At 72.2% G+C, this 21,853-nt stretch carries 15 protein-coding genes; 11 read left to right on the plus strand and 4 right to left on the minus strand.

Features of this window, described 5'->3' with window-relative positions; genetic code table 11:
* Positions 1-262: hypothetical protein (locus AB0D74_RS49940; RefSeq protein WP_362603217.1), on the minus strand; the 262-nt coding region annotated here is incomplete at its 3' end.
* Positions 263-994: 732 nt separating this feature from the next.
* Between AB0D74_RS49940 and AB0D74_RS49945 the strand changes: the two genes are divergently transcribed.
* Together AB0D74_RS49945 and AB0D74_RS49950 are read left to right on the plus strand one after the other, a co-directional pair.
* A complete protein-coding gene (locus AB0D74_RS49945) occupies positions 995-10,216 on the plus strand; it encodes a hypothetical protein (RefSeq protein ID WP_362603220.1) in 9,222 nt (3,073 codons plus the stop codon).
* A gap of 175 nt (positions 10,217-10,391) precedes the next feature.
* Positions 10,392-10,679: a Smr/MutS family protein gene (locus tag AB0D74_RS49950; protein ID WP_362603223.1), complete on the plus strand. Its 288-nt coding sequence runs from the start codon at positions 10,392-10,394 to the stop codon at positions 10,677-10,679.
* Positions 10,680-10,740: 61 nt separating this feature from the next.
* Here the strand turns inward: AB0D74_RS49950 and AB0D74_RS49955 are convergent, their stop codons facing one another.
* Positions 10,741-11,958, minus strand: a complete 1,218-nt coding sequence (locus tag AB0D74_RS49955) for a cytochrome P450 (protein WP_362603226.1) — start codon at positions 11,956-11,958, stop codon at positions 10,741-10,743.
* 175 nt (positions 11,959-12,133) lie between these two features.
* Between AB0D74_RS49955 and AB0D74_RS49960 the strand changes: the two genes are divergently transcribed.
* The 8 genes from AB0D74_RS49960 to AB0D74_RS49995 all read left to right on the plus strand — a co-directional run bounded on the left by AB0D74_RS49960 (position 12,134) and on the right by AB0D74_RS49995 (position 19,712).
* Complete coding sequence (locus AB0D74_RS49960; RefSeq protein ID WP_362603229.1) at positions 12,134-13,903, plus strand: beta-ketoacyl synthase N-terminal-like domain-containing protein; 1,770 nt, start codon at positions 12,134-12,136, stop codon at positions 13,901-13,903.
* A gap of 67 nt (positions 13,904-13,970) precedes the next feature.
* Entirely contained in the window at positions 13,971-14,216 is a 246-nt protein-coding gene (locus AB0D74_RS49965) for an acyl carrier protein (protein WP_362603232.1), read from the plus strand.
* A 37-nt stretch (positions 14,217-14,253) separates the two neighbouring features.
* Entirely contained in the window at positions 14,254-14,499 is a 246-nt protein-coding gene (locus tag AB0D74_RS49970) for a phosphopantetheine-binding protein (RefSeq protein ID WP_362603235.1), read from the plus strand.
* Between the two features lie 26 nt (positions 14,500-14,525).
* Positions 14,526-15,779, plus strand: coding sequence for a beta-ketoacyl synthase N-terminal-like domain-containing protein (locus tag AB0D74_RS49975; RefSeq protein ID WP_362603238.1), 1,254 nt, complete (start codon positions 14,526-14,528; stop codon positions 15,777-15,779).
* Positions 15,776-17,023: a hydroxymethylglutaryl-CoA synthase gene (locus tag AB0D74_RS49980; protein ID WP_362603240.1), complete on the plus strand. Its 1,248-nt coding sequence runs from the start codon at positions 15,776-15,778 to the stop codon at positions 17,021-17,023. The genes AB0D74_RS49975 and AB0D74_RS49980 overlap by 4 nt, the downstream gene beginning before the upstream one ends.
* Entirely contained in the window at positions 17,020-17,763 is a 744-nt protein-coding gene (locus AB0D74_RS49985) for an enoyl-CoA hydratase-related protein (RefSeq protein ID WP_362603243.1), read from the plus strand. Before AB0D74_RS49980 ends, AB0D74_RS49985 begins: the two co-directional genes overlap by 4 nt.
* Positions 17,760-18,542 carry an enoyl-CoA hydratase-related protein gene (locus AB0D74_RS49990; RefSeq protein WP_362603245.1) on the plus strand — a complete coding sequence of 261 codons (783 nt, stop codon included), beginning with the start codon at positions 17,760-17,762 and terminating at the stop codon, positions 18,540-18,542. Before AB0D74_RS49985 ends, AB0D74_RS49990 begins: the two co-directional genes overlap by 4 nt.
* A 201-nt stretch (positions 18,543-18,743) precedes the next feature.
* Positions 18,744-19,712 carry a zinc-binding dehydrogenase gene (locus tag AB0D74_RS49995; RefSeq protein WP_362603247.1) on the plus strand — a complete coding sequence of 323 codons (969 nt, stop codon included), beginning with the start codon at positions 18,744-18,746 and terminating at the stop codon, positions 19,710-19,712.
* Between the two features lie 13 nt (positions 19,713-19,725).
* Here the strand turns inward: AB0D74_RS49995 and AB0D74_RS50000 are convergent, their stop codons facing one another.
* A complete protein-coding gene (locus AB0D74_RS50000; RefSeq protein WP_362603250.1) occupies positions 19,726-20,109 on the minus strand; it encodes an RICIN domain-containing protein in 384 nt (127 codons plus the stop codon).
* 205 nt (positions 20,110-20,314) lie between these two features.
* Here AB0D74_RS50000 and AB0D74_RS50005 point away from each other — a divergent pair, with 205 nt between their 5' ends.
* The gene (locus AB0D74_RS50005) at positions 20,315-20,740 is read left to right on the plus strand and encodes a hypothetical protein (RefSeq protein ID WP_362603253.1); all 426 of its coding nucleotides are present in this window, start codon (positions 20,315-20,317) and stop codon (positions 20,738-20,740) included.
* Positions 20,741-21,527: 787 nt separating this feature from the next.
* On the opposite strand, the gene AB0D74_RS50010 is transcribed toward AB0D74_RS50005, so the two are convergent.
* Positions 21,528-21,853: sigma factor-like helix-turn-helix DNA-binding protein (locus AB0D74_RS50010; RefSeq protein ID WP_362603256.1), on the minus strand; the 326-nt coding region annotated here is incomplete at its 5' end.

Here is a 21,853-nt window from a genome sequence, read left to right on the forward strand (position 1 = left end):
GCGTGGTGGTGAGGGGGAGGGGGTTGTTGAGAACGTGCCGGATCTGTCGGAGCGGCCGGATCTTCCTGGTTCGGGTGACGGGGCCGATGGGACCGCCCAACGATCGGACATTCCGCGCGGTCGGACCAGCGCCGTCGGAACGGTCGCACGGGCGGACGGCGGTGAGGTCGGTCGCCCGGACACCCCGGTAGCCGGTCGCGACGACGGCCATGACCTGAGCGAGGACGGCGGGAGCGTCGACCCGGCACACGGGCATCCCCACATCGACGTCTTGGCCTCGGCGCCGGAACAGTTCGACCTCTCGCTCGCGGATTCGGACCGGCACAGCCTCCCGGTGCAGGGCGGCGAAGTACCGCGCGACGGGGAGGCGCCGTTCGACTTCCACGCCGGCACGCAGATGTCCGCGGACGGACTTGGCGCGTCGGCGGGCCGGGCCGGTGACGTTCCGATGCTCGGCGCCGAGGCCGTGAGCGGCCTTCCCGAGTCGGGCCGCCGTTCGGCGGAGACCTGGCCCGACGAGATGGAGCCAGATGTTCCGGTCTCCGCAGCCGGGCTCGCGGGCTCGACCGGGGTCTCGCGAGAGCCGTCCGCGGTCTTGCGGGAGCCGTCCGCCGACGTGCGGACGCCTCGACGCCCCGGCGAGACGTCAGGACCGTACGGCCGGTCGCGGGCCACGGTTCCCCCAGTGACCGTGGCACGGGCCGGTGGTGTCCGGCCGGCGTCGGACAGCCTCCCGCACCCACCCGTACGACCCCACGAGCCGGCCGGCCCGGCGCTGGACCCCGGACACCCGGCCGGACCTCCGCCGCGGACGTCGCTGTCGTCCGTGCGCGAAGCGGTTCCCGGCGTGGCGTTCGAGCCCACGGCCGACCCGGAAGGCAGCGGCGGCGCCGATGTGCCCGGTCCGGCGCGTGATGCCGGGTCCCCCGTGGCGGTTGCGCCCGCGGCTGTTTCGGGGTGGGCGACCGACGCCCGTGTGCTGAGTCTGCCCGATGTGCCGCGTGGAGAGGTGGGTGCCGGGCAGCCGGACGCCCCGCCACCGTCGTCGGCCGGCGAGCCGGGCTTTCCCCGGCGCGCGCTCGACGACGCTCCGTCCGTTCCGGACACCGCGTTGGCCTCGCCGCGGGAGTGGGTGTGGCGCCGCCTCGCTACGCTGGACGAGACGGCGCGGCAGGCGGGCATGGCATCGGCAGAGCGGCATGAGCCGGCCGAGCGCGTCGCCGACGCGGTACGGGCCAACGACTGGACACGGGCGGCTCGCAGCCTGGAAGAACTCAGGGTCCGCGTCGATGTGCGCGTGCTGAACCAGCGGTTCGAGGCATTCCGCAGCCATGTCGACGGCGGTTTCGGCCGACTGGGCGAGCTGGGTGCGTCCCGTACGCAGTGGCAGCAGCGGACCGACGCCGTGCTCGGTGCCCGGCGCGCAGCCGATCCGGACCTGCTCGACGGCACATTACGTGAGTACACCGCATATGCCGAGCGGCAGGTGCCCGCTCGGGTCCTGTCCGGCGAGGACGCTGCCCGGCCGTTCGACGCGGAGGCGGAGCGGCTGCGCCGGGACATCGACACGGCCGGCGGCGGAGCCGACGCGGGCCGGTTGCGGGACGAGTTGCACGACCGCCTGCGGGCGGCGGCGCTGCACGACCGCCTGCACCGACTGGCGTCCTCGGACAGCGCCGTGGAGCAGGAGGCATCGCTCGTGCGGCGGCTCGCCGATGCTCCCACCGCTCAGGACGCGTCGCACGCACTGAGTGATCTGGAGCGGTACCGCGAGCTTCGCGCTCGGCTGGACGGACTGGGCTCAGACCGGGCCCCGCACCACGAACAGGACCTGTGGGAGCGGCTGGACACGCTCCGCGGTGACCGCGACGAGCGGGAGCGTGAGCTGTGGGCCGGGGCGGACCGCGCGGCCGACCCCCGGCAGGCTGAGCGAGCGCTGCACGACCTGGAGGAGTACCGGCAGGACAGGCTGCTGCGGGAACGCTGGGAGCGGCTCGACGACGACAGCGGCGCACGCGGCGCGGTTCCGGACGAGGAGGAACTGCGCGCACGGCTCGACTCCCTGCCCGACGGCGGCGACGAACGCATGACCGGGTTACGGCGCCTGATCCGCGATGCCGCGTCGGCGGACGACGCACAGCGGGCACTCACCGGATACCAGGAGCAACTGAGCCGACAGGAGCAGGAACGGCAGGCACTGCTGCGTGGTCTACGGGAGCGGATCGGCATCCTGAGTGCCGAACGCACCGAGCAGCTGCTGCGCGGGCAGGCCGAGGACGCCGCGCGTACCGGCGAACAACTGGCGCGGCTCGAGCGGCGTCTGGACGACTCGCTGTCGTACGACGAGAAGACGGCCGCGCTGCGCCGGGAACTGAGCCAGAGCACCGGCGTACCCGAGGATCCCGCACGCCTGGACCGGATCATCGACAACGCGCTGGCCGCACAGGAGCGTTCGCCCGACCGGGGCGTGGACGGGAACGAGACGTCCGAGGTCGACGCGTCGGACAGCGTCCGGAACGTCGCCGAGCCGCTGGAGTTCCCCGAGGTGCCGGCCACCGGCCCCGCCCGCCCGGAGTGGAACCTGCCCGACCCGCCGGGCACGGCCGTCGGCGGCCCTGACGTGCGCACCACGCTCGACGTGCCGCGTCCCGCGCCCGGCACGGATCCCCGCGCGCGCCCCGGTCTCACCCCGCAGCCCGCTTCGGAGCTGCTGGGGGAGTTGCAAGCCGTCCGTGAGCCGCTGCCGACCGGACGGAGCGCAACCGATCCGGCACGGTATCCCGTCCCGAGCCCGCACGGACTGGACGCCCTCCGATCCGACCCGCACCCCGACACCCCGCGCGCCTCCTCCTCGCACGACGCCTCGCCACCGGTCTCCGCGGCACCGCCGCGGAATCCGGCGGACCACCCGCGCCCCGAGAACCCGCTCCGTGAGGAATCGAGCGAGGAGGCCCCGCGCCCAGCGGACCCGCACCCCGACGACCTGCGCCTCCAGCGGCTGTCCTCCCCTCACGACGCCGGGCGGCCGGACATGCCGTCAGCCGTCCCCACACCGACGGGGCCGCCGGGTGGCGGCCGGCCCGTCGACGCGCCGGGGACGGCGGTCGACGACAAGCCGCGGCAGAAGGCCAAGCAGTGGATCAACGCCACGCTGGAGGAGACCCGTCCGCCCAGGCTGGTCCGCGACGCCACGCCGCCGGCCGAGATACCCGCCATGTCGCGCCGGTTCCCGGACGGCACCCGTATGCCCGCTTACGTCGACGACCTGCGCACGCTTCTGCCGGATGTCCCCGCCGAGCAGGTGCGGGAACTGCTCGACGGCCCCGGCACGTTCGGGCACAGCGACGTGGCGCTGCGAGGTGTCGAGCAAGCCGTGGCGTGGATCGACGATGCGCTGCGGAGCCGGCCGCTCGTGCGGCCGTCCGACGGATCCGGTCTGCTGGTGACCGTGCGCAGGACGCTCAGGCACCGGCCGCTGGGGCTGACGGGCGAAGGTCGCCAGTTCACGTACACCAACCAGTACGGTCAGACACGTGTCCTGCACCTCACCGCCCGGAACTACCCGGTGTGGGAGAAGTTTCCCGACGACTACGGCAATCCGTCCAAGATCGACGCCATGCACCGGTCCGTCACGAGCGCCGGGCAGAGCAAGTCCGTGGCGACCGCCGTCCAGATCGCGCTCGGTGGCCCGCTCGGCCCGGTCAGTACCGCGGTGTCCGGCGGCTTCGGCAGGATCTCGGGACGGATCGGCTTCACCGACAAGGTCGGTTACGGACAGACCGACCAGGGCACCAACCAGATGGAGACCCGCACTCTGGACGGCTCCCACGTCTATCTGACGCACGTGTACTACCACGTCCGCGTCACCGACGCGGACGGCCGGACCATGGCGGGCTCCGGCCGCGGCGGCCCCGACCAGACCGACTTCGGCTTCGCCATGCGCCACGGCCTGCGGGTGCGGCTCCCCGACAGCGTGATCGCGCCGGCCGCGCCCGGGCGTATTCCCCGGCTGATGGAGCTCGGCGAGGACAGTCAGTACCGGCTCGTGCGGACCGAGGGCTTCGGGCCGGTCGCGAAGATCCGCGACTGGGCGGCCGGCGAGGTCGGTGTGAAGCCGGGCAGCAACGCCTACCGCGAGCTGGACGCGTTCTTCTCCACCGAGAGCTTCCACCGGATGTCCCGCTCGCAGGCGGGCGGCCGGGTCACCACCGTGCCGCTCTTCGCCGACGACAAGCAGAAGACACCGCTCGGCGTGTTCGTCGTGGAGCGGGTGGTACCGGTCAGCGCGGTACTCGTCACCGAGACGCCGGACGCCGAACTCCGGGACATCAACACCTCCACGGTGCGCAGTGAACGAAGCCGCGCCAAAGGCGTCGTCGTGACACTGGAAGCCGCCGCCGGGCCGGCGTTCAACTTCCTGGACGTGGTCGGCGGAGTGCTCGACCTGCGCCTGCAGTTCGGACCCACGGCCCGCTACGTGCTGACGTCCACCCGTACGACCGGCCAGGGCGGATCCGGCGGCACCAAGTCCGCCGGGCAGGTCAAGGGTGACCCGACCGGCCTGTATCTGGTCAAGAAGACGGTCCAGGTACGGCACAGCGGAAGCACCGCGCCGCCCCGGGAGTTCCACACCTGGAGCGTGGACCGCATGACCCGCACCGAGGCTCGGCGGCTCGCCGGATGGGACGACATGACCCGCCTCGCCCTGGACAGCGGCGCGCCGGAACCGTTCGCACCGCTCTATCTGACCGTCGACCGGCCGCCGACGCTCGGCATGCACCGGGTCGAGGAGTTCTCGCATCACGACGGCCGCCGCGTCCACGACGTCGGCGGCGAGAGCCGCACGCTGCTCGACCACTTCGCCGACCGGGTGCTCGCTGCCGTGGCCAGGAAATATCCGGGACTGGTGGCGCCCCTCGACCAGCTCGCGCCGTCGGCCGGGTCGAGCCTGGGCGACCGGCTGCGTACGGTGCTCGCCTCCGGCAGCGTGCAGCAGGCGAGCGGCGAACCGGTGCCCCGCGGGTGGCCCGACGCCGAGGCCTACCAGACGGCGCTGTCCAACACCCTCGAAGTGCTCGGTGTGCTGTCGCACCAGAGCATGTCCGGCCAACTGGAGGCGCTCACCACCACCGGCATCCGCATCCGGCTCAACGAGCCCGGCCGCCTCGGGCAGGGCCACCGCTACATCTGGCTGCACGGCGAGCTGACCAACCGGACCTACCAGGGCGTTCAGAAGGACGTCAAACTTCGCTACAGCGCCCCCGGCATGGAACGGCGTGACGGGCAGATGGGCGGAAAACGCGCTCTGGAATACGGGTTCGAGGCCGCGCTCGGCTTCCGTGACGCGCACAAGGACGCGATCCCCGGCATCGGCGCCCCCGACGAAGCGGGCACCGTACAGGCGGGCTGGCGGTCGGGCCGGCAGACCGAGATCGAGTCCGGGTTCGGTCCGACCGCCACCTTCGAGCCGATGTCGGTGAGCATCAAGCCGTCCCATCTGTACCGCTACGACCTTTCGCTCACCGCGAGCCAGGGCGGGTACTGGCGGTTCCGCGGCCTGGTGCGTGGCCTCGCCTCACTCGGCCTGCTGGGCACCGGGCCGTTCGTCTTCCACCGGCCGGAGGGGATGCTGATCGGCGAGGAGCCCGACGGCGGTCCGGTGGGCGGCGGCCCGGTACTCGGCCGCGTGCTCATCGGCATCCCCGACCAGCACGCCCCGGCCGTCGACCCGCACGGGCCGGGCGTGTCCGACCCGTACGCGGGATCGCGCGACGGTCTCGACACCACGGTCATCCCGCGGCGGGAGGCGTGGGCGCTGGCAAGGGCCGACGTCCGCCGCCGCCCGGGCGAGCGGCACGGACAGGGCTTCCTCGACCTTCAGCAGCATCCGTTCGTGACGATCAGCGTGGTCGCATCACCGCGGCTGGCCGAGGCCGCGCACGAGGTGCTGCGCGACGCGTCCGGCGGTGCCTGGCAGTTGACCGAGGAGGGCGCTCCCACCAGGGAGGCCGTCATGCGCACCTTCCAGCCTCAGTACCTGACGGCCAACTTCGACCAGAGTTCCGGGCCGTTGGGGTGGAGCGGCACCGGACTGATGGGCAAGAGTCCCTACTCGTCGCTGTGGGCGACGTTCCGCCACTTCACCACCGTGAGCGGGCTGCGGGCGCTGACCGGTCCGGTGCCGATGGACACCGAGACGACGCTCGGCGGAACCAGCCAGGCCGCGGGCAGGTCGGGCAAGGCCACCACGGTCTTCTTCGGCGGGCAGGCGGTCCTCGCCAGGGCCCAGCGGGTCGGGCCGGGGGTGCTGGGCACCTATGGCGTCGTCATCAGCCCCTGGTCGTCCTCGGCGGCCAAGGGGCAGATCATCGTGCGCACGGCCGTGGCGGACATGAACCTCAAGGGGTTCGGCAACCAGGTGCTTGTCACCGGCACCGCCGAGCACTGGATGACGATGGCCTCCCGCCGGATCGGTGGCTGGGCGGCCGGCCGCCGCTTCGTACCGAACGCACTCGCCGGAGCGGCCGGGCTGACCACCTCGGTACCGGGCGGCTGGCTCGCCCACGTCCCGGAGAAGAGCGCCCACCAACTGAGGCTGATCGACGACGGAATGGGGGAGGCGCCCCGCTACACGGCCCGGCGCTGGCTGCCCCAGCCGTGGCTGGACCGCAACACCTTCGGCACCTACCCGGTCAACGCGCTCGACCCCACCGATGTCCTCACGGCCTTCCACCGCACCGTGCAGAGCCGGCTCGGCCTCGACGAGGCCGGACTGGAGAGTGTGCGCGCCCTGGTGACATCCCGGGTCGTGCGGGCCCTCGGCAAGGAGATGACCGGGGCGGGGACGTCGGTTCCGGTGCGGGCGGGCGCCTTCGGACAGGGGAGTGTCCGGGTCGGCAGCCGGACGGTGCGGGCACGTGCCGAGCTGATCCCCGGAAAGCCGGTCTTCGAGATGCTGGACCACAGCACCGAGATGGAGGAGAGCCGGCGCGGCATCGAAACCGTCCAGGACGTCTCGGACTTCAGCTCCGGCGCCGATCTGGGCGTCATCGTCGGTGAAGGAGTCGCCACCGGAAACCCGACGGCCGTGGCCGCGGGGCCCACCTACGGTGAGACAGGCTCCGCCCGGCGTACCCGGGCGTCGGGGCACACCACCACCAGCGTCACCATCTACCGTGCCGCGTCCACCGAACCGCACGCGGAGGTCACCACCCCGTACCGGCTGCGCCTCACCCTGGAGGCGGACGACCACCCGGCGCCGGTCTCCGGACGGACGGGCGGTCGCGTCACCGCGGCGTGGAAGGCCTTCACCGGACGGACGACGATCACCGAGGAGGGCGCCGTGGGCAGCCTGCGCGAGCATGTCCCGCTCAGCCTGATGACGCCGGAGCCGGCCGAGGGGATGCCTCCCGCGGACCCCCGGCTCGGGCCGCCGACGCTGCGCACGGACCCGCGGTTGCGGCTGGACGGCGCCGCCGAGGTGATGCATCCCGACACCCGGCACGGTGACGGCACCATGAAGCCGTTCACCTTCCCGGACAACGGCTTCCACGTCCGCCGGATCGTCGGCCAGGAGAACATCCAGGCGGCGAACAACGTGGCGATCGCCAGGTCCTACGCCCACGGCTTCCGCTTCGACGACCACGGCAGCCAGGAGGAGGCCGTCCGCAGGGCGAGGGACACCAGTCTCACCCGGCTGGGCACCGGCTCCGCGCAGACACTGGAGGACGGCACCGGCAACGCCGCGCTGACCACCTTCTGGGACCGTACCGTCTCGGAGACCGGCTACTCGGTCCCGGGCCTGGCGCGGCAGCATCCGGTCGGTACCGACCGCGCGACCCTGGTGCTGTACTCCAAACCCGACCTGAGCCGTGCGGTGCTGCTGACCGTCGCCGACGGCATGAAGCTGGAGGTGCTCAAACGGGCCGGAGAGGGGGCGGTCACCTCGGTGGCGCGCGAGAGCGTCCAGGACTCCTCGGTCGGCGCCGGCGTCATGGTGAAGTCCGATGCCACCGGACTCAACCAGTACGGCGTCGGGACGACCGGCCCGTACACCTCCGACGGTGACGGCATCGCGACCGGCGCCGAGCGGCTGGACTCGATCAACGTCAAACCCAAGACCGGGCGCACCTTCCTGTTCGCCGTCCCCACCGCTTGGCTCAGCGTCGCCGACGTGCACCGGGGCATCAAGGACTCCGCGCTCGGCACACTGGTCCGCGGCACCTTCGGGCATTCCAGGCCGGGCCAGCGGGACGTCACCAGCCAGGCCCACACCATCGCCTGGGTACGGGAGGACATCGCCCGCGAACTGGGCCTGATCAGCGACGCCACCTTCCCCGCCCGGGTCGGCAGGGCGTGGGACGCCGTGGCGAGCGCCGCCAAGGCATGGACCGACGCCGACAAGGCGTACTGGAAGCGGCGCCGCAGTGCCGTCGGGCTGCGCGAGGCGGTCGACGCCGCCGACGGCGCGGTGGACGCCGCCGAGAGCGCGGCCCGGGCCGCGGCAGGGGCTCTGGAACGTGCCCGGCAGGCTGCCGACGCACAGGGCCGGGAGCGGTCCGTCGCGGCGACGGGCCGTCAGGACCCGGGCGCCGGCACCGGGTCACACGACGACACCCGGGCGCACGGCCTGCCTGCTGATCCGGACACCGGGCCGGCGGCCCCGGACCGGGCAGTCGACGCCGGCCCCGGAGTGGCGGCAGACGCCCGGCTCGACGCGGCCACGATGTCCCATCAGGAGGCCGCCCGGCGGCTCGACGCGGAAACGGCCCGCCTGAACGCCGCCCGCCGGGCCTTCGACAGGCGCCGCGGCGAACTGGACACCCTGCGCGGCGCCGCCGACAGCGCCGCCCGGGAGTACCACAGGGTTCGCTTCGGCGCGGACCAGCTCACCCGGTGGCACCAGCTGAACGCCACCGACGACGGCCGCCGCAGCCTCGACGGACTCGCCGAGCCGCCCGAGGTCGTCTTCGCCCCACCGCCGAAACCCGCCAAGCCGGCCGTCCCCTCCAGGCCCGCCTACACCCGGACCGGCGGCACCGGACCTGAGGCCCGGCTCACCTCACCCGAGGGCGTCACCTACACGCTGCACGACGTGCCCGGGGACGGCAGGGCCTTCTTCCACGCCTTCGCCGAGGGCCTGCGGCGATTCGCCCCGCAGGCCCTGGCGGACGGCGGAGCGGACCTCGCCGATCCGGCGGCGATCGTGTCAAGGCTGACGGAGGTCATGGCCGCCGGACTCACCGACCCGGCCGATGCCGATCTGCTGGCCTTCGTCGCCCCGGACACCGACGACACGTTCACGGCCGCCGAACTGACGACCGCCGGGGTCGACCTGGGCCAGGACACGCCTGCCCGTCGCGAATTCGACGGACTCGGCGGCCTGATCCCGCACGCCCTGCACCTCGATGACGATGCCAGGGCGGGGCTCGCCGCCGCTCAGCTGGCCCGGTCGGGCAGCGCCACCGCCGATCGCGGCTGGGACCACGCGGGCGCCGACGTGTGGCCCGTGCTCGCCGCCCGCCACTTCGGCGTCCGGGTCACCGTGGTCCGCGGCGACGGCGGCTTCCAGGACTTCGGCCCGCGTGACGACGGGCGGCAGAGGGCCCACCTCGTGCTCAGCCTGGCCGACCGCCACTACCAGCTCGCCGTTCCCGACGCCTACCGGCGGACCGGCCCGGACACCGCCGTCCTGGACGGCGCCCCGCTCGACCTGCGCCGGGTGGCGGACGGCGAGGGAGGGTTCGGCGCGGCTCTCGCACACGCGCTGCGCTACAGCGGCGATCTCGGCGGCGTGCCGGACGGGGCGCTGTACCCATGGGTGGCGGACCGGGTGACACCGGGCGATCTCCCCGACGGCGCACCGCTCATCGCCCCCGGCCACGGCATCCCCGTCGACGCGTTCACCGGGGCCGGGGCCGCTCTGACCGAGGCGCGGCGGATGCGGGGGGTGCTGGAGGGCGATGCGCCGGCGGCCGCGGAAGCGGACCTGACCGCGGCCGAGCAGTTCCGGCTCGCGCTCGCGGTCGACGCGCATGCCGGGCCCGTTGCGCGGGCGACCGCGGCCGTGGTGGCGCGGGAGCTCGGCGTTGCCGTGGTACTGGTCGGAGCGGACGGCGGCCTCCACCGTTTCGGTTCCGTCGCCACCGCGCCGCTGGTCGTGGTCGAGGAGGCCGAGGGCTTTCTCGTGGGCGTCCCTCGGGCGGAGCGAAGCTGATCGGCGCGGCCCGTGGTCTGCCCTTCCGTACGGCCCGTGACTGTCTGTCCGGACGAGTCCACGGCGCTGCCGGCCGTCCGGCCACTAAGCTTCTGGAATCCGACACGTGGCCGGGGCGGGCGCTGAGGACCGCGGATGCCCCGGCCCGGACGTATCACTGGAGTCGTGACAGCCGATGACGCTCACCCTGGACCTGCATCCGCTTTTCAGGAACGAACGCGACGTCGACCGGGCGGTCCGCCAGATCATCTTCAAGGCGGCGGGGACCAACGCCGACCTGGTGGAGATCATCCCCGGCAAGGGCCGAGGGAAGCTCAGGGCGCGCGTTCTGGCGATACTCGGTCAGCCGCAGCTGAAGAAGCTCTACGTCCGATACGAGGTCGACCCGTCGAACGATGGCCGCATCCTCGTCCGGTTCAGGTCGGGCGAGCCGACGAAGCCCTCCACCGGAGGCCGAGGGTGACGCACGTCTGCGACGTGATCGCGCGACGCGGGACGGCCTGGGCGTGGGACAGGGACTGGTGTCACCTTCGGGCGTCGGAGCGGCGGCCACGGTCGGGGCCGAGGAGCAGCGGTAGCGCCGCCGGGCCGCGCAGGGCGGAGTCCTGCCACGGGACGTCCGCCACGGGACAGCCGAGCCGTATTCCGGGGAAGCGCTCCAGGAGAACGGAGACGGTGATCCGCAGTTCGAGCCTGGCAAGCGGTGCACCGAGACAGTAGTGAATTCCGTGCCCGAAGGTCACGTGCGCGTTTTCGGTCCGCTCGACATCGAACTTCGTGGGTTCCGGAAAACGCTCGTCGTCATGGTTGGCTGTGGCCACCCCGAGGAAGACCAGATCGCCGCGTGGAATGATAGTTCCGCCGATTTCGATGTCGTCCGCTGCATAACGGATAAGGCCGAGAGTCACCGGACTCTCGTAGCGGAGAAATTCCTCGACGGCCGCGGGGACCAAATGCGGATTCCGGACCAGCATGTCGCGCTGGTCCGGATGCCGTAGAAGGAGGAGAATTCCGGAACCGATAACGTGCGTGGTGGTCTCCGCGCCCGCTGCGAAGAGCATCGCGGCCATGGAGGTGAGTTCGGCGGCGGAGAGCCGGTCGTCCTCGCGTGCCCGTGCGAGGGCTCCGAGCAGTCCGTCGTCCGGGGTGCGGTGCTTCTCCAGGACCCGGCTCCCGACGTACCGCACCAGCTCTTGCCTGGCCTGCTCCACGCGGTGTATCGCCGCGTCGTCGACCGGTAGCCGGGTGAGTTCCCGCAGCAGGGGGCGCAGGGAGAGCGCATCCTCGTCGTTCATGCCGAGCAGAGTGGCGACGGCCAGTGCCGGCAGCGGTTCGGCGAGGTCGGCGATCAGGTCGAACGGGCCGTCACCGGCAGCGTCCAGAAACCCGTTGACCAGGTCCTCGATGCGTGGCGCCAGTGCCTCGACACGGCCTGGGGTGAACTCCTGTGAGATCAGCCGCCGTAGTCGGCTGTGGTCGGGCGGGTCGACGGTGCCGACATGCGGCGGCAGGCCGTCGGTCCACTGGAAGCGGAAGGCGTCCAGCCGCCGGCGTAGCGCCGGCCCGGCGTGCCGACGGTGGTCGACGCTCAGCCGCGGGTCGACGGCCAGCGCCTGGACGTCCCGGTGCCGGGTGACGATCCAGGCCTCGCCGGCGAATGCGGTGTGAATCCGCACCACCCGGCCGAGTGCGCGCAGGCGCCCGAAGTGTCGATAGGGGTCCAGCAGCTGATTGATAACCAAAGGGGTGGAGCGCACAGCCATCTCCCACCAAAAGACCATTCCTGGACCCGAACTGTCGGCTCCTCTTAGTGAAACATCCTCCTCCTGCGGTCACCCAGAACCCATATAAAATCTCCGGAGTGATGCATGTCACACCGGCGAGTTCGCTCGGGAATCCTGTTGTACTGTCTTCGCCGTGAACCGGAATGTTGTTAAAGGATTCCGCTCCGAAGAGATTCCTGTCGCTGTTATCGGCATGGCTTGCCGTACGTCGGCCGGGGAGGACAGCAGGTCTTTGTGGGATTTACTTTCCCGCGCTGAGTGCGCAATCAAGGATGTGCCACCGGAACGGCTTCCCTCCATAGATCCCGGACCGGTTGCGGCAGAGCCCATGCGGGCCGCCCTGCTGGAGGACCCGGCGGCGTTCGACGCGGAGTTCTTCCGTATCTCCCGACGCATGGCCGCGTGGATGGACCCGCACCAGCGGACGCTGCTCGAACTGACCTGGCACGCGCTGGAGGACGCCGCCATCGCCCCCCACACGCTCTGCGGTACCGATGTGGCGGTCTTCGCCGCCGCCGGTATGTCGGACTACCGGGAGCGGATGGTCGCCGCCGGCCGAGTGGACGGGGCCGCGCTTCCCGGCACCTTGATGGCGTTCGTCGCCAACCGGATCTCCCACCAGTTCGACTGGACCGGCCCCAGCTACGTGATGGACGCCGCCTGCGCCTCCGGGCTGTCGGTGTTGGCCCCCGCCATGACAGGGCTGCGTACCCGCGAGTTCCCACTGGCGGCGGTGATGGCCGCCAACATCACCACCAACGGCTTCTACACGTCCTCCGCCTACCGCACCGGCGCCTTGTCCCCCACCGGCAGGTCGGTGCCGTTCAGTGGCAGGCATGACGGATACATCCGTGGCGACGGTGCGGCCTGCCTGATCCTCAAGCGCCTCGACGACGCACTCGCCGACGGCGACCCGGTACAGGCGGTGATACGGGGGATCGCCCTCGCACACAACGGGCGGGCCGGCGGACTGACCGGCAGCGCATCCGAGCCGCAGTCCCGGCTCCTCACCCGGGTCGCGCGCGCCAGCGGCGTGCCGCTGCACTCCCTGGGGCACCTGGAGGCGCACGGCACCGGCACCAGCGGCGACAGATCCGAGATCCAGGGGCTCGCCGCGGCGCTCGCCGGCCAGGAGGGGGGACAACGGCCGGCAGGCGGGCCAGGAGGCCGGCTCTGGGTCGGCACCCTCAAAGCGAACATCGGCCACCTGGAGATGGCCGCCGGCCTGCTCGGCGTCGTCAAGAGCGTCCTGATCCTGCGCCACGGCCTCATCCCCGCGATCCCCGGGCTCCAGGGACGTGACCCCGCCATCGACTGGGGTGACGTGCCGATCGCACTGGCCGACCACCCGGTCCCATGGCCGGCGAACGGCGACGTACGGCGCCTGGCCGTCAACTCCTTCGGCATCGGCGGCGCCATCGCGTGCGCGCTGCTGGAGGACGCCCCCGACCGCCCGGCCCCCACCGCCGGGTACGGCCCGCTCCCCGTACCGATCAGTGCGGGCTGCCCGGACTCCCTGCGTCTGCTGGCCGCCGGGCTGGAGCGGTCCCTCACCGACGAGGATCCCGGCCGCCTTCCCGCTCTGGCCCGGACCCTGCAGACCGGACGGGACGGACTGGCCGAGCGCCGCGTGCTCGTCGCGGACGCCCCACACCGACTGCGCGACGCCCTCACCGCCCTCGCCGCCGGCCGCCGTCACCCGGCGGTAGCCGCTGACGGAGACTCCGCGGCCCTGACGGCACTGGCCCCCGGCGCGGCCACGGCCGCCGCCCGCTGGCTGTCCGGCGGGGACACCGCATGGCCGGTCCCGCCCGGACCCGGTCCGGTCCGCCTGTCAGGCCTGCCCGGCCACCCCTTCCGGCGACGTCACCACTGGTTCGACACGCGCCGACCCATGAACTGACCGCCCTGCCAAGCCCGTCACCCCACCGCCCACGGTCCGCCGGACCCATGCCGAAAGGAGATTTCCCATGCCCATCGCCGTGCAGGAGATCCAGGACGTGCTGCGCCGACACATCGCCGAAATCCTCTACTGCGACCCGGAAGAGATCGCCGACGACGTCCTGTTCTCCGAGCTGGGACTGGACTCGATCCTGAGCGCGGAGCTGTCCGCGGTCATCAACCAGGAGTACGCGATACGGGCCGACATCGAGGTCATCCACCAGCACCCGTCCGTCGGGCGACTCGCCGCCTACGTGGCCGCGAACGCCGGGTGACCCCCGCGCCGCACCGGCTTCCAGGAGGAGAGCCATCATGAGCCACGGTATCGACGCGGCGTTGCGCCGCAACATCCTCACCGTTCTGCCCGACCTGGATCCCGGGGAGATCCGCCCCGACCGCAGTCTGGGCGACCTGGACGCCAACTCGCTGGACAGGATCGAGATCCTCACCCGCACCATGGAGGACCTCGGCCTCGCGGTCGACCCGCTGGAGTTGCGGCAGACGGCGGACCTCGGGGAGCTGAGCGCCCTGCTGCGCGAACGCACCAGTCGAACGTGACGCCGGCCGCGGCGGAGGCCGCCGTCGTGGCAGCCTCCGTCCTGCACCCCGCCGCCGGTACGCTCGCCGACCTCGACACGCTGCTGCGCCGGAGCAGAAGCGCGCTCAGCGCCGTCCCTCTGGACCGGGAGGGCAACACCACTGTGCCCGCTGCCCTGTTGCGCGGTCCCGACGTGCGGCAGTGGGCGGCGGACCGCGCCTGGCTGGATCCAGCTGATACGCGCCGGCTGATGAGGGTGTGCGCCCGTGCCACGTTGCCGGTGTGGACGGCCTGCTGCACGGCGCTGGAGACAGTCACCCGGGCCGCTCTCACTCCCGCCGAACGCGGTCGTACCGCGGTCGTCGTCGCCGGGAACAACCTGGCCCTCGCCCAGCACGCCCGTACCGCCGTCGCGTACGCCGAGGCCCCGGAGACCACCCCGGCCGGACACTTGCTGGACCTGTTCGACACCGACGTCCTCGGCGCGGTCGGCGAAGTCACCGGGTGCACCGGTGAGGGCTGGCAGATAGGCGGAAGTTCCGCCGCCGGAACGCTGGCACTGATCCACGCCGACCGGATGATCCGCGGCGGCTGCGCGGAACGCTGCCTGGTGGTCGCACCGGTCACCGACCTCGCCGCCACCGACATGGGCGCGTTCGTCCGCTCCGGCGCGATGGTACGGCTGGCCGCCGGGGACGACGCGGCCCTGGCCTGCCGCCCGTTCGACGTCGCCCGCCGGGGGTTCGCGCCGGCCCACATGGCGGCAGCCGTGCTGCTGGAGACCGACGGCGCGGTGCCGCGCCGTGGCAGGCGCCTGGGCCTGCTTCTCGGCCATGGCGTCACCACCGACGGGCGGCGCGGCACCGGCCCCGATCCGGACGGGCAGGCCGCCGCGATGGCCGCCGCCCTGGAGCGGGCCCGGCTGCCCGGCACTGCCGTCGACTACGTCAGCGCGCATGCGACGGGGTCGGTGGCCGGTGACAGCAGTGAGGCCACCGCGATCCGCCGGGTCCTGGGCAGCCCAGGAGGCGGCCCGCTGGTCAACGCGACCAAGGCGGTCACCGGTCACGGCCTGGCCGCCGCAGGACTGGTCGAGGCGATCGCCACCCTGCTGCAACTGCGCGGCGGCTACTGCCATGCGACCCCGAACCTCGACAGCCCTCTGGAACCGGCGCTGCGGCACGTCATCGGTGAAGCACGGTCCGCTCCGCTGCGGGTCGCGGTCAGCAACAGCTTCGCTTTCGGCGGGCTCAACGCCTCTCTCGTGCTGGCCCTGACGCCAAGGAGCGAACTGCCGTGAAACCGATCGGTATCGAAGACATGAGCGCCTATCTGGGGCTGGCCGGCCTGGAGGTGGACGAGTTGTTCGCCGCGCGGGGGCTGGCGCCGGAACGCATGGCGAACCTGATGATGGTGCGCAAGACCGTCGCTCTGCCCGGGGAGGACGTGATCACCTATGCGGTCAACGCCGCCCGCCCCCTGCTGGCCCGGCTCACTCCCGCCCGGCGGGAGGCGATCGAACTCCTCGTGGTGGGCACCGAGTCGGGCGTGGACCTGTCGAAGGCGGCCGCCACGTGGATCCACCGCCTGCTGGACCTGCCGCGTACCTGCCGTCTGTTCGAGGTCAAGCAGGCCTGCTACGCCGGTGTCGCCGCACTTCAGCTGGCCATCGCGCACATGGCGACCGCTGTCGCGCCGGATGCCCGTGCCCTGGTGATCGGTTGCGACGTGCCGCAACTGGTCCGCGGCAGCATGGCCGAACCCAGCCAGGGCGCCGGCGCCCTGGCCGTGCTGGTGGGACCGGAACCCCGCCTGACCCGGGCCGAACCCGGCGCCGCCGGTTACTGCGCGTTCGAGGTCGCCGACGTCTACCGCCCCACCCCCCACGACCTTGTCTGGGACAGCGATCTGTCCCTGCTGTCGTATGTCGACTGCCTCAAGAGCGCCTACTCCGACTACGCGCGGCGTCGGCCGGGCACCGACTTCTTCACCGACTTCGCGCACCTGGCGTTCCACACGCCGTTCCCCGGCGCGGTCAAGGGCGCACACCGCTCGTTGCTGCGGAGCCTGGCGCGGATCTCCCCGCAGGAGATCACCGAGGACTTCGAGCAGCGGCTCGCCGCCTCCCTGCGCCATCCCGCCCAGGTCGGCAACGCCTACGCGGCCACCGCGCTGCTGGCGCTGCTGAGCGTCGTCGACCACGTGGCGCCGGAATCGGACCCGGTGCGCGTCGGTCTGTTCTCCTACGGATCGGGCTGCTCATCGGAGTTCTCCAGCCAGTTGCTGCTGCCCGCCGCCGGACGGCCGTGGCAGGAGTCGGGCACGGCCGCGGCGCTGGAGCGGCGGGTGCGGCTGGACGTCGCCGCCTACGACGGGATCGCGGACGCCTCCGAGAAGCTGTGGCCCGGCGTGCCGGATCACCGGCCTGATCTGGGCATGGTGCGGGAGTTCGCGGCGCAGGCAGGGGCGCCGGAATCGCTGGTGGTCCTGAAACAGATCGAGGACCACCGGCGGGTGTACACCGAGATCGGCCCGGCGCGGTGAGCGGGCCCGTGGTCACGGTGGTCGCCACCGGCGGCGGCGTGGTACGAGCGGAGCTGACCCGGCCGGGCCTGGACGCCGCGACGCTGGCGAAGCTGACGGCGGCTCTGGAAGCCGCCGAGGCGGACATGTCGGCGCGGGTGCTGGTGATCGCCTCCCGGCAGCCGGGCGTTTTCTGTACCGGCATGCCGCTCTCCGGAGGTACCCTGCCGAACGAGGCGGCTGACGCCCAGGAACGGCTGGTCGAACTGGCACTGCGGCTGGCCCGCAGCTCGTTGGTGACGGTCGCCCTCGTCGACGGCGACGCATTCGCCGGCGGCCTCGCCTTGTGCGCCGCCTGCGACCTTCTGGTGGCCGGGCCGCGCGCCCGGTTCCGGGTCACCGAACTGCACTTCGGCCTGCTGCCCGCGCTGCTGTTGCCGGTGCTGGCACGCCGGATCGGCCACCACCGGGCGGTCACCATGGCCCTCACCGCGCGCACTCTGGATGCCTGGCAGGCGGCCGACGCCGGGCTCGCCGACCACACCGGAGAAGAGGCGGAAAGTACCTTGCGGCAAGTGCTGCGAGCGCTGCGTCGCGCCGACCCCGGTGCGACGGCGGCACTCAAGGAGTACGCCAACCGGCTCGCGCCTCCGGACTCCTTCGGCCCCGAACACGCCACGCGGCTCTTCCGCGAACACCTGGCCCGCCCGGGCCTGCGCGAGCGGCTGGACGAACTGGTACGGCAGGGGGTACTGCGGTGACCGGCTGGGAGGAGGGCGGCGGTGTCGGCGTCCGGCTGGACGGCCCGGTCGCCGAAGTCACACTGGACGACGCGGCACACCGCAACGGCATCACGGCTGCCCTGCGGGACGCACTGCCGCGCGCGCTGCGATACGTCCACGAGGAGACGCCCGCGCGGGCCATCGTCCTTTACGGACGGCCGGAGATCTTCTGCTCCGGCGGTACATACGACGATCTGGTCGTCGAGGGACCGGTCCGTACCCCGCTGGCCTGGGATTTCGTCACGGCGCCGGCGACCTGTCCGCTGCCGGTGATAGCGGCGGCCCAAGGCGGCGCGGTCGGCGGTGGTCTGCTGCTCGCGCTCTACGCGGATCTGACGGTGCTGAGTGATTCCTCTGGCTACGCCGCCAACTTCATGAGCTACGGCTTCACTCCCTGCCTGGGCTCGACCTACCTGCTGCCCGCCGTGTTCGGCCGGCAGTTGGGCACCGAGATGTTGTACACGGCACGCCCCTACCGGGGTCGGGAACTGGCCGCGCGTGGTGCCGGGCCTCAGGTCGTCGCGTACGACGCGGTACCGGTGCAGGCCCGCAGGGCCGCCGATCGGATCGCACGGGCGCCCCGGGAGGCGGTGGAACTGCTCAAACGCCACCTCGCCGGGCCCCGGCTCCGGGCCGCCCGCGCCGCCTACCGCCGCGAACTGCCCGGTCACATCAGCACCTTGACCTCCGCCGAGGCCCGCCGCCGACTCGCCGCGGGCGACCTGGCGGTACCGCCCGGCCGGAAGGAGCCCACGTGACCGGAGGTTCCGCCTGCTCATGCACGCCGCGCTGGTCGGACAGGGACTCAAATCTACCCGGCAGGCCAGGTCCGGGACACGGACCGGGTTTACGCCACCGCCCGGACCAGGGTGGTCGGCTACGACCTCGCCGTCGGCCACGAGTACGCGCCGTAGGTTCTACCGACCACCGACCACCGACCACCGACCGAAACGGACTCCATGCGTGCCGTCTACGCCGACCGGCCCTCCTCCACCGATCCATTGAGCGCCCTGCGTATCGGGGAGCAGCCGGAACCCGCCCCCTCCGACGCCGACCGAGTCACCGTCACCGTCAGGGCTGCCGCGCTCAACCACCACGACCTGTGGACGCTGAAGGGCTCCGGCCGGTCCGCAGACCGCTATCCGGTGATTCTCGGTGGCGAGGCCTCCGGCGTCGCCGAGGACGGCGCCGAAGTCGTGGCCGGTGCCATGATCGTGGAACCCCGCTGGAGCCACGACCCGGTGCGCGATCCGGCCCGCACCCTGCTCGGCGAGGATCTACCGGGCACATTCGCCGAACACGTGTCGGTACCACGGCACTCGCTCGCGCCGAAGCCCGCCTGGCTCAGCCACGAGGAGGCCGCCTGCTTGAGCGGCACGTGGCTGACCGCCTACCGGATGCTCTTCACCAAGTCCGGTCTACGGCCAGGCGAGACGGTGCTGATCCAGGGAGCCGGGGGCGGCGTGTCCACCGCGCTGATCCGGCTCGCGCGCGCCGCCGGGTTCCGTGTCTGGGTCACCGGCCGTGACCCGGGCAGACTCGCCAAGGCCGAGGCGATCGGCGCGCACGCCACGTTCCCCGTCGGGCCACCACTGCCCGAACCGGTCGACGCGGTCATGGAGAGCGTCGGGCGCGCCACCTGGTCGCACTCACTTCGCTCCGTGCGTCCCGGCGGCACGATCGTGGTCACCGGTGCCACCACCGGGGCGGACGCCAACGCCCATTTGAGCCGGGTCTTCTGGAGTGAACTGCGCATCGTCGGTTCGACGTCGGGGACGCTGGAGGAATTCCAGCGCTTGTGCCAGTTCATGCTGCACCACGACCTGCGTCCGGACATCGCCGAGGTCCTCCCGTTTCCCGAGGCGCGGCGCGGCTTCGAACGGCTCCTCGCCTCCAGTGTGTTCGGCAAGACCGTCTTCACCTGGTGACGGGTCGCAGCCGTCACGCGGTGGTCGTCCAGGCCCAGTCGTCGTCGGTCGAGTCGCAGGCGTTCATGTCGAGTCGCGCGTCGTGCCCCGCGCCCGGGCCTCCGGTGACGCGCAGGCACAGCCCGCTGCTCGCGTAGTTCCTGATCCGGTAGTGGTGCTGGTCGCCGGTCGCCAGGTACCACAACTGGTTGTCCTGGGTTGTGAGGTTGCACGGGTACTCCGACACCTTGGTACCGGCCGGGTCGGGACCGTAGTCGGGGATGTCCATGCAGAGGTTGTCCTTGTGGTTGCGGATGATGAACAGCGCCTCGCCGCCGGGCCCCTTGAGGCCGTCCACCACTTGCAAGGCCCACATCTGGTTGTCCGTGGCGCCGGGCCGGCAGTAGTACTGGTTCACAGGCCCGTTGATACTGCCCTGTTCGAAATTCGGTATGTCGGCGCAGAGTCCGGTGGCGAGGTTTTTCAGCAGCACCTGGTCGACACCGGTGAAAGCGACGGGGACCGACGGGGCGGGGGACGAGGACTTCGCGTGGCTTCGGTGAGTCGGCTGGGCCTGTGTGCGCGGATGCACGGGAGCGGCGGCCGGTGGTGGGGTCGCGCTGGTGCGCGGCGAGGCCGGTGGTGAGGCGCTCGCGCTCGGGGATGCCGGCGAGGGCGACCCGGAGGCGGACATGTGCGTGACCGACTGCCCGATGTCCGGGCCGAGGGGCGCGTCGTCCGCTGAGGTCCGGGAGTGTCCGGTGGTCCTGTGCGATTCCGTGGCCACTACGACGAACGGGATGGACAGTAGTGCCGCCCCGCCGATGACCGCGGCCGGAAGCAGCCTTCTGGCCCTGGTCATCGGCGCGGCCGCAACGGGTTGCGGATCGCTGGGCAGGCGTGGGTGTCGTGACCGGAACGGCTGGAAAGGCTCGGTGGGGGCGACGACGTTCGGCTCTGCGCTGTGGCCCGTGTCGTCCCACAGCGCAGGGCCGGAGGCTCTGGCCACCTGTGCGCGCCACCTGGACCACCTGCCCGACGGTGGCTGAGGCGAAGGGGAGTCGGGCTGACGCGGCGATCCGGACTCGCGGGCCGGAGTCGGGTCCGGCGACGCCGCGGTGCCCGCCGCGGGCAACCCGAGGGTGCGGCGGACACCCGAGGTGTCGGAGGAACCGACGGATTCCGGCTTCGGGGACAAGGCGAGCCTCCTTCGAGTTTGCGGGCAAGTCGCGAGCCGGTCTGGCAACGCCCCTGCCGGATTGGGGAGTTCAACGAGCGCACGACCTGCCGTAGCTCGGCTCACGGTCGGTATCGGACCCCTGAGCACCGAACTTAACCCAGTGCGCCGCCCGATGCGGCCCCGCTCATACCTGGGGGCATCATTTCGCCGACAAACGGGCAATGTTGGTGTTCGATGCTTCCCGGCGACCGCCGTACCCGTCCCAGGACCAGAGACACGCGACCGCAGGCCTTGCGCGGACCGGGTCCGGTTCGGCCGAGCGCCCCCGACATGAACTCCACGCTCCCGTCAGTTCTTGTCCACGGTGATCGAGGTGTACTGGGTGAGCTGGCGGACGGGGGCCGTGGTCCGGCAGCGTGCCCACAACTTGGGTGTGCTGGCCACGGGACCGGCCGGGATGGTGACCGTTGCCTCGAAGGATCCGGTGGCGAGCGCGTCGACCGAGAGCAGCGCGTACGTGGCGTCGGCCGTCGCGGTCGTCTGCGGCTGTGCCAGGGACTTCTCCTCCTCCAGCGACCGGGTCGGCTTCGCGCCTCGCTCCCAGCGGTCGCCGGGCGGCCCGGGTGCCCTCCTCGACGAGGCGGCGCAGCCTGCTCTCAGGGTCGGTCATGGCGGGACAGAGCTCCTTCCGGATCGGCGGCCAGGTGGCGGGCCAGGTTCGCGCGGGCCCGGGCGAGCCTGCCCCGCACGGTGCTCACCGGCAGTCCCAACTCCTCGGCGACCTGCTCGATCGGCAGGTCGAGCACGTCGTGCAGCAACAGGACCGGGCGCTGGTTCACCGGTACGCGGCGCAGCATCTCGGCGACGCCGGCCGTCTGCGCCGTGAGCTGAGGCTGAGGCTGGGGGCGTTGGGCGCCGAGGCGCAGCAGGGCCGCGGCGCGGCGGCGCAGCCTGCGGATCTCGCTGACCGCGAGGTTGATCG

Origin of the sequence: Streptomyces sp. NPDC048278, assembly GCF_040652195.1 — a bacterium.
In the GTDB taxonomy this organism is placed as follows: Bacteria; Actinomycetota; Actinomycetes; order Streptomycetales; family Streptomycetaceae; genus Streptomyces.